This window comes from Alteromonas sp. CyTr2 (assembly GCF_947311905.1).
Taxonomy (GTDB): Bacteria; Pseudomonadota; Gammaproteobacteria; order Enterobacterales; family Alteromonadaceae; genus Alteromonas; species Alteromonas macleodii.
Map to the genome: position 1 here is coordinate 15,048 of NZ_CAMZMZ010000034.1, position 14,048 is coordinate 29,095.

The 14,048-nt window shown below is 40.6% G+C and carries 11 protein-coding genes, 1 other RNA gene and 1 pseudogene; 2 read left to right on the top strand and 11 right to left on the bottom strand.

Features of this window, described 5'->3' with window-relative positions; translation table 11 throughout:
• Positions 1–43: 43 nt before the first annotated feature.
• Positions 44–1,267: an NADH:flavin oxidoreductase/NADH oxidase family protein gene (locus QME20_RS15660; RefSeq protein WP_281716216.1), complete on the bottom strand. Its 1,224-nt coding sequence runs from the start codon at positions 1,265–1,267 to the stop codon at positions 44–46.
• Between the two features lie 393 nt (positions 1,268–1,660).
• Between QME20_RS15660 and ssrA the strand changes: the two genes are divergently transcribed.
• Positions 1,661–2,019: a transfer-messenger RNA gene (gene ssrA, locus QME20_RS15665) on the top strand.
• A 414-nt stretch (positions 2,020–2,433) separates the two neighbouring features.
• Here ssrA and QME20_RS15670 read toward each other — a convergent pair.
• From QME20_RS15670 to QME20_RS15700, 7 genes and pseudogenes are all read right to left on the bottom strand, one after another.
• A complete protein-coding gene (locus QME20_RS15670; protein ID WP_281716217.1) occupies positions 2,434–3,300 on the bottom strand; it encodes a hypothetical protein in 867 nt (288 codons plus the stop codon).
• Positions 3,301–3,430: 130 nt separating this feature from the next.
• Positions 3,431–4,159: a hypothetical protein gene (locus QME20_RS15675; RefSeq protein WP_281716218.1), complete on the bottom strand. Its 729-nt coding sequence runs from the start codon at positions 4,157–4,159 to the stop codon at positions 3,431–3,433.
• A gap of 91 nt (positions 4,160–4,250) precedes the next feature.
• A complete protein-coding gene (locus QME20_RS15680; protein WP_281716219.1) occupies positions 4,251–5,771 on the bottom strand; it encodes a DUF5677 domain-containing protein in 1,521 nt (506 codons plus the stop codon).
• 175 nt (positions 5,772–5,946) lie between these two features.
• Positions 5,947–6,361: pseudogene (gene tnpA, locus QME20_RS15685) on the bottom strand (IS200/IS605 family transposase).
• Between the two features lie 230 nt (positions 6,362–6,591).
• Positions 6,592–7,032: a hypothetical protein gene (locus QME20_RS15690; protein ID WP_281716220.1), complete on the bottom strand. Its 441-nt coding sequence runs from the start codon at positions 7,030–7,032 to the stop codon at positions 6,592–6,594.
• A gap of 185 nt (positions 7,033–7,217) precedes the next feature.
• Positions 7,218–8,390 carry a site-specific integrase gene (locus QME20_RS15695; RefSeq protein ID WP_281716221.1) on the bottom strand — a complete coding sequence of 391 codons (1,173 nt, stop codon included), beginning with the start codon at positions 8,388–8,390 and terminating at the stop codon, positions 7,218–7,220.
• 16 nt (positions 8,391–8,406) lie between these two features.
• On the bottom strand, positions 8,407–8,598 hold the full coding sequence (locus QME20_RS15700) for a hypothetical protein (protein WP_020745041.1): 192 nt from the start codon (positions 8,596–8,598) through the stop codon (positions 8,407–8,409).
• Between the two features lie 208 nt (positions 8,599–8,806).
• Here QME20_RS15700 and QME20_RS15705 point away from each other — a divergent pair, with 208 nt between their 5' ends.
• Positions 8,807–9,145 carry a hypothetical protein gene (locus QME20_RS15705; RefSeq protein ID WP_281716222.1) on the top strand — a complete coding sequence of 113 codons (339 nt, stop codon included), beginning with the start codon at positions 8,807–8,809 and terminating at the stop codon, positions 9,143–9,145.
• A 131-nt stretch (positions 9,146–9,276) separates the two neighbouring features.
• Here QME20_RS15705 and QME20_RS15710 read toward each other — a convergent pair whose 3' ends face one another.
• The 3 genes from QME20_RS15710 to QME20_RS15720 form a co-directional block, all read right to left on the bottom strand.
• Positions 9,277–9,606: a hypothetical protein gene (locus QME20_RS15710; protein WP_281716223.1), complete on the bottom strand. Its 330-nt coding sequence runs from the start codon at positions 9,604–9,606 to the stop codon at positions 9,277–9,279.
• A gap of 727 nt (positions 9,607–10,333) precedes the next feature.
• Positions 10,334–10,858 (bottom strand): hypothetical protein, encoded by a 525-nt coding sequence (locus tag QME20_RS15715; RefSeq protein WP_281716224.1) that lies wholly within the window; start codon positions 10,856–10,858, stop codon positions 10,334–10,336.
• Positions 10,858–14,046, bottom strand: a complete 3,189-nt coding sequence (locus QME20_RS15720; protein ID WP_281716225.1) for a type I restriction endonuclease subunit R — start codon at positions 14,044–14,046, stop codon at positions 10,858–10,860. The genes QME20_RS15715 and QME20_RS15720 overlap by 1 nt, the downstream gene beginning before the upstream one ends.
• Positions 14,047–14,048: the final 2 nt, after the last annotated feature.

The following is a 14,048-nucleotide window of genomic DNA, read 5'->3' on the forward strand; positions in this document are numbered from 1 at the left end:
GCTGTGTTTTTATTTGGGCTGCCAAAAAAGAAGTGTAGTAGGTTTAACCTACGTCTCGTTTCGTCATTTTCTTGCGATGTAGCATATCAAGAATCAGACTCCACAGCGGTGACGGGCTTCTTAAGGTGGTTAGGTTATTCCCAAGGCGTCTAAGTTGTCTTCGCACCATGGCCATATTCGCAAGGCTTGCAAGCGATTTATCTTTCCAAGAGCAGTGTGGAATTATGCCCGAATACGCCCATTCTTGTTGCCACTTTTTAGCTAAGTCGGGCGTAATAGCAAGGGCGCTGGCTAATCCAACAAGGGCACAGCCCTGCTCAATTACTTCCTCTGCTACCTCGGCCCTTTTTATACCGCCAGTTGTCATAAGCGGAATATCAGTTTTACTCACCAGTGCCTGCGCAAATTCCAAAAAGTACGCTTCTCTGGCCAGCGTGGTGTCGTCACGAGTTTGCCCTTGCATGGCAGGCGCTTCATAACTGCCGCCAGACAGTTCTACAACATCAACACCCAAGGCTTCCAAGCGATTTACCACCTCACAGGCATCATCAAAAGAAAAACCATTTTTCTGAAAATCTGCAGAGTTAAGCTTTACCATAACAATAAAGTCTTTAGCGCAAACCGCTCGAACCTGACTGACTATGTTTATCAGCAAGCGGGCGCGATTAATAATAGAACCTCCCCACTCGTCTTGACGCTGATTAGTAAGCGGAGACAAAAACTGCGTAAGCAAGTAACCGTGAGCGGCGTGAATTTCAACGCCATCAAACCCGGCTTTTTCAGCTTGCTTAGCAGTTTGAACGAAACGTTTGCATACATCGTGAATGTCTTGGCAGGTCATTTCTCGTGGTTGTGCAAACAGCTTGGAGTGTTTACCCATATCAAGCGGTACAGCAGAAGGCGCAATTGCTTTGCCTTTCATCGCTTTAAATACCTGCCGACCGGGGTGATTAATCTGCATTATGGCTAAAGCGCCATTAGACTTAATGATTTTTGCCCATTTTTGAAACGGTGCGATGTCGGTATCTTTTTCTAGTGCAACGCCACCTGGCCCTGTCATGGCGCCTTTATCGACCATAACGTTGCCTGTGATCACCATGCCTAAATTGCCGTGGGCCCAATATCGATAGAGTGAGTACAAAGACTCTCCGGGAATATTTCCCATACTCGACATATTTTCTTCCATAGCAGCTTTAACAAGACGGTTTCGCGCTGTTACGCCACATGGCAAGGTATACGGAGAATACAATATGGAATCTGAAGACATTTACACTACAAGCCTTTTAATTATGCTCACGTACTTTAATGGTTCTTGCTACTAATTGCATCATTACATCAGCACTATTTCCTTAAAAATTCGCTAAAGTAATCAAATAAAAAGCGCTATTTTAGTTTATAAATTGCGTTTCTTGCACAGCCCTTGTGCGCTCGGCACTTGAATTTTACTCAAGCATCCACACATCTATGGTAGTTCAATAATACTCAATGTTTGTGTGTTGCTGTTTAAGCAAAGCTTCAACTGAAAGCCACACAGCTAAGCTTTTGAAAAACTAGATGTTATTTTTGGTTGATTTATAGACAAACCCTTAAAATTTATAGTAATTTTCAAAAGAATGTATTTCACCATGTAACAATTGTGCTATTATTGAACATCACACTCGGGGCTGATTAGGATTCGACAGGATCTAGGAAGCCGGAGGTGCATGCAGAGGAGCGGTTTGCCTCTTAAAAAGCCGCATTTAAATAGTCGCAAACGACGAAACATACGCACTAGCCGCTTAATAACCGGCATAGGCCCTTCCACCCTAGTCTTTTCCTGCTAGCGGGGATTCGGAAGGTCATCCAAGTAGGATAGCGAGGGAACCTTGTCTAAGGGTGAACCGCGAAACAGTATTAGGCCAGCTGCAAGGAAATCCTGTTTGTCGGAGTTCCAAGCAGTTAAATAAATGACAAACTAAGCATGTAGTACCAAAGGTAGACATTTTCTGGACGCGGGTTCAAATCCCGCCAGCTCCACCACATTAAACCCACTACAGCCCCACTACAACGCGGGCTGTAGCGGAATCCCCCACTAACAACCCACTAGCAATCAACAACAAAGTACACTTGTTCTGCACGCACTGTGTTTAAAGGGTTACAGGCTTTTTTTGAAGTTGTGGGTTTTATTCAAATTGAGATGTAAATACACAAATACTACACGTAGATTTTTTCGATTTTTCGCTTGGGCTAGCGATGGTACTTTTACTCTACGTGTAGTTTTTGTGTGGATAATTAGTGCTGTACAAGATTAGCGGATTTACCCTATTAGAAGCTAAAACAACCCTTCATGAGCTGAACAATCGAAATCCGCTTAATACAAGAAGTAGACCTTCAACGCCCGCATTTACCGCTGATTTGCGCGCTGCGGAAAACCAATTCGACAACATTCACTTGTTACATTTCTGCCAACATAATTTCGGGAAAGATCTCCTGTTGCTCGTCAGAACCTATTCGATGGTAAGTGAGACTCTCACCGTCTGCTCCGATCTTAGTTACCAGTTTTACTTGAAACAGGTAGTCATCTTTTTCTCGAACAACACTAGCAATTTGAGAACCAACTAACTTAAGTTTGGATCTTTTATCTTTACGGAAGCACACATTGAAATGACCTTTTTTTGCAACAGACGGGTAACACCAAGCATCTTGAAAATCAGGAGGTAAATCAAAGTAGTCCTTAGTTATCGATTCGGAAATCCTATAAAGGTACTCTGTACCCACACCAACATCTCTAATGAACTCATGTTTCAAAAAGTCTTGAATCATCTTAGATTTGAGCACTTCCTCTGCATTTAGCCCTTCAATATTTGGAAGTGCTCCAATCATGGTTACATTAATTTTCGCTAGCGATTCGTAAACAATAAGAGAAAACAACTCTCCATCTGGAATCTTCATTTCCTCTACTGCAACAAAAGGCGAAATAGGCGCTGTATACAATAAAGATTCATTGTCTCGATTTAGCCTTCCTGCTTTCACTATATGTTCTGGAGGCTCCCAACAATCAGACACCTTAGACATAGTTTGGAGAGAGATTTTTCGATCATTCTCAGGTAATGCTCGAACTCGGTAAAACCTTGTACCAGCTGGGTAACTTGCATTCATCGGCATTAATACCGAAATGTTGCCATGCGGAGTGCTAAAAGTAATCACATCAGCTATAGCTTTTTGGATTTCCTGATATGACATTCGCTTGAAGTCTAAATCACGAAATTTATCAATCTTGTCGTGTAAATGTGTCGCATTAACATGCTTTAGAAAATCCATAAAGGTGACCACTAATCCCTCTCAAAAAATGTAACGCCCAACGCATGGACAAATAACACGAAGGCTAAACTGGCAGCGAAGCCACTGAGCCTACGTGTTATTGTTCCAGTGAGCTTGCGAACGACTACAGTTATTTATTAGCTCTCTTTCCTACCGGACTATACAAATCAAGTAGCTTTTGTGAGATGTCAGATGTTGTCTTGTCTTTTAAGTCAGCGGAAGTGCCCGACATAGTATCAAGTATTTGAACAGACATTCCTACAGCATTTATACGCTCAATAATGCCCATATAATCCTGCGCTTGGGTCATTGTAGATTTGAATACAATCAAAAATGTTGCGCCAATAACGTTGACTATAATGCCGCTAGAAGCCGCTATTATAGAAGCACCTAATTCACTAGGGTTTTGAAAAGCCTTATAAATACCAAATGAAATTAAGGCAAAGCCAAACAACATCACAATTGTAGTTAACCAAAAAATAGAACGAACTTGGCTGAGGTTTCTATTTATGTAACTTTCAAGTTTAGTTTGAGCCAGCTCCCAAGCAGCTTGGGTCTGTTTGGGGTTTTCTCTAAGCCGTTCTTCGACCTCATGGATTTTCTTCTCGGCCTGGGTTCTTTGCAAAGCGTTTTGATATGCGAGAACGCCCAGAGTAAGTATGGCTGAAATAGCACCTAGTGCCCCTGCTAAGATTTCAAACATTTGCTTTTCTGGATCAAATATTTTCCCAGCTGTTAGAACAGCAATTGCAACCCCAACAAGGATTATTGCCCCGCCAATAACTCTTCGTAGAGCTTTTCCACCGCGCAGCCAACTCTCGGCAAGTGATGTAGCTATGGATAAAGATTCTTGAATCATGTCTTTTTTCTTCGTTGATAGCTAACGTCGCGCTCTGCGACAAATTTGGAGCGCAGCGGAAAATTTGTCCGACAGCAGCGCTTTGTTGGCACTAGCCTTCAGATTCATGTACAAGTTCTGCCCTTTTATCAAACTTTGGATAGACATCATTCAGTAAGTCTAAAACTTTATTGAATAGCAAAATAAGATCACTTTCTGCTCCATCCTCATATCTTGGCGAGGGCCTAGGAACTCGATGAAGACGATGAAGCGGGTTGTAACAGGTGGTAAAAACCACATCCCTTACAGCGCACCATTGACCATGTGCATATGAGGAAGGCCAAGAATAGTAGGCGTCATATACATCCTTGCAATCAGATACTTGAGACATTTTTCGTAGATCTGTTTTTGCCCAATTACCTAAGTCGATATTTTGGAAGTCCATATAGATGTCTTCATTTGCAAGCGCTTCAACATTTTCTCTTTTTATGTAACCTGGTTTATCTTCTAGGATCTCATCTAGCTTTAAAAATGTAAGTTTTGCTTGTCCTGAGCCATAACTTCTATAGATATCCCATAGCTTTTCATCTCCAACACTTATTAGGTACTTAAAAGTGATATATATTTCAGCCAGCATTCTTATAGCCAGCTTTGCAGTAAGAAACTTCCCCGATGACGCCAATCCTTCTTGCGTTAAGATAAGAGCGTAAAAACAAAACCCAAAAGATGCATCACGCTTAGCTTGAACATGAGTAAATTTATCTGTTGCCACAAAGTGATCCGATAATTCACCCCAAATATCTCGAACAGAAGTGACTGTTTTAACTAAGTCAAAATCAATACTACTTCTTTCAGGTTCTGGGACAAAACACGTAGTTTTATCTTTACATTCTTCCCAGAAGTTTTCTGACCAGACCTTTTTTCCTTTAGAATAGTCATCATTCATCATACCTCCACCAAACTGCATCTCGATAGCACGAATAGATGGCCTAACCCTTCGTTGATCTTCGTAATTCGGGTACTCTGTAAATTCTCTAAATTGATCTTCCGTTTGAAGATGAAACTTTCCAGAATTAACAATAGGTATCATGTAAGCCCAGCGACAGTCAGTAGATTCTTGGGATTGGTGATCTAAGAGCATTGCTGCTGCATTTGCTAAATCCGTCCAAAGCTCATCTTCATCTTCCGAGATCTCTCCAAGATGTTCTTTCCATTTATCGAGCAAAGGCAGGTCTTTAAATAACATAAGAGGCTTTAAAGCTTTAAAAGATTTCTCTTCCATGAAGAGCACTTCAAGAAATTTATCTTGTAAGTCAGCATCTAGAGTAGACAAACCGTATATCCCTACGCGTGGTAAATTGCATTCTCTGTCTTCTATCTCACGGAATAGATTGCCAACGTGAAAGCCGATTCGTCTGAAAACTTCAATTGATGGCTCTCTACCCATCCCATTAATCAGTAATCCAGCCCAAATCATGCAGGGTAACCTGTCGTTCATCCATGACTTGTAGCTTGCGTTTGGGATTTGATTGAAAGGTGCAATTAGCTTAGTCCCTTCCTTTTTATGAGAACCAATTTTCCCTTTATTTTTATTCTTTCTTATTTGTTGTTTCTTTGCTCTTTTTTGAGTCATCAAGCGAAGTCCTGTTCTGTGACTAGAGTGCTGACAGCTTATTACTAAGACTTCTTAGTAACACCCGTTTCCAGTTGAAAACTATATCTTGTGTTTTCAAGGAAATGAAAGTAATAATCCACCTCGATAGGAGGTGGCTTTGCTTTTGGGCACCCTATAGGGGTGCCTTTCTGTTTTATTTGAGTTCGAGAAGGTGTTGGCGTTCCTCATCCTCTTTTGATTGCTTATCTTGATACTTTACATATCTTCTTATTATTTCTTCATTGGCTCCTACTGGATTAACGAAGTAACCTCTCTGCCAGAAATGATGCCCAAAGCTTCTTCTTTCTGAGATAGGGGAACTTGTTGAAAAGCCTTATCGCCGTTCGTCCTTTTAACGTTCTTATTAACTCTGAAACACTTAGACTTGGCGGCGTTCTCACCACCAGATGAACATGGTCTATTTAAACATTCAATTCAGCCACGGTGCACTTCTTCATAATGCAAAGATGCTACGGTAAAGCTCTTTACTTGTATCTGTAATTCGGTGTCCACACAATTTGATGCTTACATCGATAGAATACGTGTGATACGGATTCATATCTGCTCATGTCGTTTACTCCAATTTATTTGCTTGTAACAAACAAATTGGAGTCTCTAACATGGGCTCTCTACGGGCATAGCGCCGAGTCGCCGATCACCATAAGAGGTGGTTTAATACTGGCAATGAAATGTCCGTTCCACGTACATTCATGCCTTTTGACAAATTCTGCATGAAGCTCAGATTCTGGAACAGCTAACATAATTTTAAAAGTATTATCGTGTTTATAAGCTAAAACATCTAGAGTGGGTTCAGAAGAGGCTTTTGCCCCAAAAGACTACCATTTCGAGCATTTACTTCAGCCGTGTAGGCCTCAGAACTACTATCTACCAAGATATACTGGTAGTCTAAGTGTTCATGAATGTAGCGCTTTGTCATTGTATCTAGCTTTAGTTCACCGCTAGCAAATTTAGGCAGGTCGTCAGCTCGTAGTGAAGGGATAACGAGCCTGTTTGCAACGTAAACGCAAAACTGGTCTCCACTCAACCGACCCGACGCATGGCTATTAAGTCTTGTTATCAGCCCAAACTTTCTGTCAGATTTGTGATTTTCAATTTGACGACCTGACATGCCGCAATAAAGAAGTTCGTCACTCTTCCATATTGCATAAATCCCAGCAGATATCTTGGGTATATCAGAGTTAGGCCAATCAGAAAATTTATAACGTTTTGAAAATTCCATTTTTTCTTATTAGACAGGCTTTTAACGCTTTCAAAGCGTTTGCATAGTATTGTTTGTTTATCTTAACAATGTCGCGCTAAAACTAAAGTATCTTATTTATAGATGTTTCAAATCAGAAAGCCAAAAGCCACTGTCTAAATTAGTCAGTGGCTTTTGGCTTTCTGAATGCTTCTAATACTCAACTATCAGCTTAGAGCTTCCTGTCGTCTACATTGCTTTGCATATGCTTCAATATAGTTACCGTAATGTTCAAACAGCTGCTGGGGACTTTTGTGCCCCATCAGCTTCGAAATTTTCCAAATATTTTCACCCTGCGATATTAGCCTCGTGGCAAAGGTGTGACGAAGTTGATATGGATAACGGTATCGTACCCCTGCCCTTTCTATAATTTTTGACCATCTGTGTTTTCTAAATGAATCAGCATTCCATCTCCTTCCTTGATCATTAACAAATACGTACTCCTCATCATGTTTATCCATTTCTAGCTCCAACATGTCTGCTAGCTCCTGAGAGATAGGTATTGTTCTTTTTCCGGCTTTCGTTTTTGTCCTTTTCGTCGTACCGTGAACAACAGCATCGTAAATAGAAACCTCTAGACTTATGAGGCAAACATCCGTTTTTTTGAGTGCAATCCATTCACTTGATCTCAAACCTGTTTCGCTTAACAGAGTAACAATTGCTTTTTCAGTTCCACAGGTCTCATTTATGATTTTAGTCATTTCGTTAGGAGTAAACGGAAGAACGTCTAGATGTTTTTGCCTATTGTCGTGTTTTGTTTCAATATCAATATGATCTTTCAACTTAAAGCCGATAAGTGGATTTAGCTTAATCACCTTATCGGTAATCGCTTCATCTAATGCAGATCGCAATACGGAAAGTCGATTACCTAACGTTTTTGAAGAGACGGTAGCGTTATTAACATAGTTAACAATATTAATTCGCTCCAGTTCTGCTACGGGTATGTTCCACAATGCCTTAAGACCTTTCAAATCTTTTTTATAACCAACGATTGTAGCTATGGATAATTTACGCACCTTTGCTTTATCAATATACCTGTCTAGATAAGTTTTGACCGTAATTCCCTTCGTAGCCCCACCGAACAACGCTAACTTTTTAGATTTAGGGAAAAAATCGGCGTAGAAAAAGGTTTCTTTAGCAATTTGATGCTTGATGTTTCCCAATTTATTAGCTGCCGAATTGAGGCCTGCCTGAGTAATTGGATAGCCAACAGGCTCACGACACTGAATGCCTTTGTAGGTAAACGCCAGTTGGATACCCGTTGCACGCTCGTGCTTATCATAACGAATTGACACACCGCGCACTGTTTTCAGTTTCTCAGCATTTTTCTTTAACAACATATTCAATTTTTCCTATTTAAGAATTAGAACCGCTATTACGCGCCCAGTCACTTATCGCCACAAGATCTACCCAGCGTTCGCGAACATTTGCTGGAGTAAAATAATGACTACCCTTCACCCAATAACCACGCTCTATACGGCGCTCAACTGCCTTAATCGACTCTCCAGAAATAACGCAATACTGGCTCAGCGGAACGGTTGTTAACACTGTCTCAATCCTCTTAAATTTTTCAAAACACTTCACGACAGAAATTTTGTACAGCCGCAAAAGCTTGCATTGATAACTTGCCCCCCCATATTCGAGTAATGAGAGACAAGCTGTTTCACCGAAGGCTAGTCGCCATCCGATGAAGCTATTTTTACAAGTTAATCATTCTCAAGCGAAATTTACGGGAGAATGGAAATTGAGGTTATAAATGCCACCAAGTAAAAAGCCATGTAAACGCTGTGGCTCGTGGGAGCGTACTTCTAAGGGTGCGTGTGTTCCTTGTAACAAAGAAAAGCAGGAACTACGAAATCGTAAAGACGCCACTGGACAAAGCGAAATAAACGATGCAAATAAAATATCGAGACAAGAAGCCATTAATAATGGGCAGAATGTATATACTACGGTTGATTTTTGTTACGCATGTAATACCAACCTTCGATACGTAAAGGGCCATAAGTGCTTTGAATGTAATTATCTTGGCGCACCAGACAACCCTGACGACAAACCCCGTCCATTGATATCAAAAGGTCAAACCTCGAAGCGATAAACAATCGACTGAAAGCACTGAGTAATTTCAGTGCTTTTTTTCTAAGATTGACAGTCTTGATTTCAACAGTGTTTTGCAACTTGCGGCCTCTAGCGTATAAGCTATAACCTCCGCCAAGCAATCTGATTTGGCTATATCCAATCATCGCTCAAACCACAAATATCATCAGAAATAGAAAAGGTATCATCAAGGGTATTTAAAGCTTCAAATATACAGGTCGGTTCTATAACTACATCAAACGGTTCAATACAGTCGTCAATAGTAGCTATCACAACTTCATCATGATGATTGAGTGGCCCATCACCGATGATATAGCCACCAATATCCACGCCACTATTTTTTATAAGGGGTAAGCCAGAGCTTGGGTTTATATGGGGAGCGCATATTTCTTCATCGCATGGTTCAGCTGATTCTACTGATGTGCCGCAGTGGTCGAAAAGTTGGTGGCTAAGTAATGTCATGTTAATTCCATAAATATTGATTTAGTGACTAGAAATTTAATGAAATTTATGGCATTTTCAATTTCATTGACTGCATAGTCAGCAACAATGTAATTGCCTCCAGAGCGGCATCAAGTTCATATAAAAACTTTGAGTTTTCCCGAGATATTGGGCGCTAATTCCTTTTTCCCCGATAAATTTCCTTCTTAAGATCCTTATTACTTCTGAGGTCAATTCAGAAAATAAGGAAGGTAAAATATGAAAGGTAGTCGCCGTGCGCTCTACTCAGCGTTGTTTTGAGTGACGGAATGGGGAATGATGCTAGGAGATGTTTTGTTTGCCGTATGGCTTATACAACTTGTCACACAGTTTGAAGTCCACAAGTCTTATCCATTCGTGGGATTGAAAGGCTGGGCTATTATTTTTTTGCTTTATGTTACAGCGTTAATTTGCGAAGTTTTGCGAAAAGAACTCTCTATTCAGAATGATGATTAGAGCACCCCAGGGTGCTCTATTTTTTCTAATAGATATTTCTGTTTACACAAATAGCTGGAGTTTAAAGCTTTAAGATCGAATCATTTGCCTGAGTAATTGTGTGAAAATGAAGCACAAAAGCTCGGCGATTGCGGTAGGTTCAATATCTAAATGAAAGCCTTTACATCTTAAGCAACTATCCTTTTTATTGTTATAAGTGCACACGCACGTATTTCGAGCGCGCGAAACTCGCAACATCTAGCTTGGTAACAAGTCAAAAGCCAAGTGTTCCGTCTTTTCTGATCTCCCTCAGTTCTGGCGTGTTCTCAGTATAAGCATCAATTAGAACTTCCTTTGAAGAAACTGTGGTCTTCTTATTTTGTAAGTCGAATTTGACTTCCAAGGGGAATTCTTCAAAGTCGAAAAATAGATTGCAATAAGTCGCGAAATCTTCCAAATCATTGCTATAACAATCTTCTAGTTCGGCACACAGACCTTGTAACTCTATTGATTTTGTTGATAGAAATAAATAATCACTATTTGGTTCAACCATTTTTCCTATACATGAGGCGTATTCACCATTGTAGTCATCATATTCGCTGTAACATTCAAACCAATTACACTCATAGTAGATTTTGAGTGTCTTTATTTTGCTGTCGATTCGTAAATTGAACCGAAGAGCTTCAACATCAACAAATGTGTGGTTAACAGGGTCATAAGCTCCCCCTTCGATTTGGATACTGAGTAACTCAGAACGATAGAGTTCCTTGAAAAAAGAAAAATCCTGTGGGATATGCATTAAGAAGTCCAACTTTCACTCAAAACTTCGGCCTGCTTAAGGCATAGTTCTATTGCCTCGTCAGAGCGATCTGGTGGGTATTTCCATCTGCGTAATGCTCTACGTACTAAGTTTCGTAACCTTGCTCGAACACTGTCTCGTTTTTGCCAATCTACAGTGGTGGATTTTCGAAGCTTTTCGGTAATATCTTTAGCAAGGCTACGTAAGTTATTGTCACCAAGCTCTCTAACCGCACTTTCATTTTGAATTAGTGCTCGATAAAAAGCGATCTCGTCATTATTCATACCGAGTTCTTCAGCTTGCTTAAGATCATCCTCCATATCTTTTGCCATTTGGATTAGCTCTTCTATCACTTGCGCAGTTTCTATAGCGCGATTGTGATACTTTCGAAGCGTTTCCATAATTCGCTCTGAATAAGCCTTTTCTGAAACTACATCATTTTTCATTTTGGCTTTAACGTCGTCCTTGAGCAGTTTTTCTAATAGCTCAACCGCAAGATGGCGCTGCTTCATGTTTCTTACGTCATCTAGAAACTCTTCAGATAACAGCCCTACATTAGGCTTGTCTAACCCCACAGATTCAAATACATCGACAACTCCGCCAGCAACAATGGCATTATCAATAATTTGCTTAAGAGCAGAATTCTTATCTTCATCAGACTTTTTCTTCCCGCCGCTATGCTTGGCGAAAGCCGATTTTATTGCACTGAAAAAGGCTATTTCTTTTTTGTACTCTGCGGTTTCATCCAATGTACTACATAATGAAAATGCTTTAGAAAGTGGAAGCATTGCATCGAGGAAGCGTTTTTTTCCGTCAAGTTGACCATTATTAGGGTTAGGCAAACCCAAAATATGATTCATTGCACCAGGTAAAAGCTTAAGTGCATTGCTTTCGTAATCTGAGTAATCATACCCAACCATCAACGCTCGAATGATCTCAAGCTTTTCAAGCATAATTGCAAATGCTTCATGATTATCGTGTGTTGGTTTCCCCCTGCCCTGGGAATCTGCATATGTTTTCAATGCATTTTTCAGTTCGTTAGCAATACCGATATAGTCAACAATAAGTCCGCCTGGCTTATCTTTAAACACTCGGTTTACACGGGCAATGGCCTGCATGAGGTTATGGCCTTTCATTGGTTTGTCTACATACATCGTATGACAAATAGGCGCATCAAATCCAGTTAGCCACATGTCTCGAACAATCACTATTTGTAAGGGGTCGTTAATGTCTTTATAACGTTTCTCAAAAGACTTTTTGATGTCCTTGTTGTGAATATGCGCCTGCAATAAGGGTTTATCAGATGCAGACCCCGTCATGATAACCTTAACGGCACCTTTATTAGGGTCGTCATCATGCCAATCAGGGCGAAGGGCAACCAATGCATTGTACATATGAACGCAGATTTCACGGCTCATACACACAATCATAGCCTTGCCAGGAAATGTAGATATACGCGTTTCGAAGTGATTTACTAAATCTTCGGCAACTTCAGCCATTCGTGGTTCAGCGCCTACCAACTTCTCAAGCGCCGCCCACTTCGATTTAGCTTTTTCTTTTTGTGAAGCATCTTCTTCATCTTCGAACACTTCATCAACGTCTGCATTTAACTTTTCGATATCATCCTGCCTAATATCGAGTTTTGCTAAGCGTGATTCGTAGTAGATAGGCACTGTGGCACCATCTTCTACTGCATCTTGAATATCGTAGATAGAAACATAATCGCCGAAGACAGCACGGGTATCTTTATCTTCTGACGATATTGGTGTTCCCGTAAAACCGATAAAAGAAGCATTGGGCAACGCATCGCGCAAATATTTTGAATAGCCATAAACATATTTACTATCAATTACGTTGCCGTCTTTATCTTTAATTTCTACGTAACGCGCTTTATCGCCATATTGACTGCGGTGTGCTTCGTCACTAACGACAACGATATTACTACGGCTACTCAATATTGGGTGCTCTGCTTCACTCGCTAGCAACGCAAATTTTTGGATAGTGGTGAATACAATACCACCAGACTGTTTTGAAGTAAGAATTTCGCGTAAAGAGTCACGATCTTCAGCTTGAACAGGTGTCTGTTTAAGCGTTTCTGATGCCATTGAAAAGGTATTGAATAATTGCCCGTCTAAATCATTTCTATCGGTAACTACCACAATAGTCGGGTTATTCATTTTTGGCTGAGCCATTAGTTTGCCTGCGTAGCAAACCATAGAAATTGACTTACCAGAGCCTTGTGTGTGCCACACTACTCCGGCCTTACCTGAACCTGGCTTTACTTTTTTGTGATAATTGGCGCGTGGCTCGCTGAATTCGTCTATATCTTCTTCTTTACGACTAGCCACTACAGTAGCTTCTACTGCTGCTCGCACTGCGTGGAATTGGTGGTATGCAGCAATCTTCTTAATTAACTCGCCACCGCTTTCCTCAAAAAGCACAAAGTGACGAATGTAATCTAAGAAAAGCTCTGGTTCAAAGAAGCCTCTTATAACCGTTTCAAGCTGGTATTCATAAGGTCTTTTGTCATCTTCATCTTTTACTGTACGCCATGGTAAAAAGCGTTCTTTATTAGCCGTTAATGATCCAACTTTCGCGGCAAAGCCATCGCTTATTACTAAAGCTTCGTTGTACGTAAATAGGTCGGGTATTTGCTCTTTGTAAGTAAGAAGCTGATTAAAAGCGCTATCGATAGTAGCATTTTCCGTTGCGGGGTTTTTAAGCTCAATTACTGCCAACGGTATACCATTGATAAACACCAACACATCGGGCCGACGATTGCCCTTTGCACCTGTAATGGTGAACTGATTAACAATAAGAAATTGATTTTTATCTACTGAAGAGAAGTCGATTAATCTTGCGTAATCAACTTTATCTTCACCATCTTCCTTATACTCTACTTTCACCCCTTCAAGAAGGTATTGATGAAACTGCTTGTTGTTTTTAGTGAGTATTGGCGTGTCAGGCTGACTTACTGCGCTTACTGCCAAGTGAAGCGCGTCTTCGGGTAGTAGAGGGTTTATTTTTTTGAGTTGTGAGAAAAGTCGCTCAACGAGCAATATTTGCTGATAGTCTGCTCGCTCTGGAGACGCCCCATCTGGGGCTATGTCATAACCGTTTGCATACTGATAGCCAGTTTCTTTGAACCAGTCGATACAAAGCTTCTCTAATTGGTCTTCTGTAATCATTC

Bases quoted from the DNA above. Each gene is read 5' to 3' on its own strand.
- QME20_RS15660 (WP_281716216.1), bottom strand. From the start codon at position 1,267: ATGTCTTCAGATTCCATATTGTATTCTCCGTATACCTTGCCATGTGGC.
- QME20_RS15670 (WP_281716217.1), bottom strand. From the start codon at position 3,300: ATGGATTTTCTAAAGCATGTTAATGCGACACATTTACACGACAAGATT.
- QME20_RS15675 (WP_281716218.1), bottom strand. From the start codon at position 4,159: ATGATTCAAGAATCTTTATCCATAGCTACATCACTTGCCGAGAGTTGG.
- QME20_RS15680 (WP_281716219.1), bottom strand. From the start codon at position 5,771: ATGACTCAAAAAAGAGCAAAGAAACAACAAATAAGAAAGAATAAAAAT.
- QME20_RS15690 (WP_281716220.1), bottom strand. From the start codon at position 7,032: ATGGAATTTTCAAAACGTTATAAATTTTCTGATTGGCCTAACTCTGAT.
- QME20_RS15695 (WP_281716221.1), bottom strand. From the start codon at position 8,390: ATGTTGTTAAAGAAAAATGCTGAGAAACTGAAAACAGTGCGCGGTGTG.
- QME20_RS15705 (WP_281716222.1), top strand. From the start codon at position 8,807: ATGCCACCAAGTAAAAAGCCATGTAAACGCTGTGGCTCGTGGGAGCGT.
- QME20_RS15710 (WP_281716223.1), bottom strand. From the start codon at position 9,606: ATGACATTACTTAGCCACCAACTTTTCGACCACTGCGGCACATCAGTA.
- QME20_RS15715 (WP_281716224.1), bottom strand. From the start codon at position 10,858: ATGCATATCCCACAGGATTTTTCTTTTTTCAAGGAACTCTATCGTTCT.
- QME20_RS15720 (WP_281716225.1), bottom strand. From the start codon at position 14,046: ATGATTACAGAAGACCAATTAGAGAAGCTTTGTATCGACTGGTTCAAA.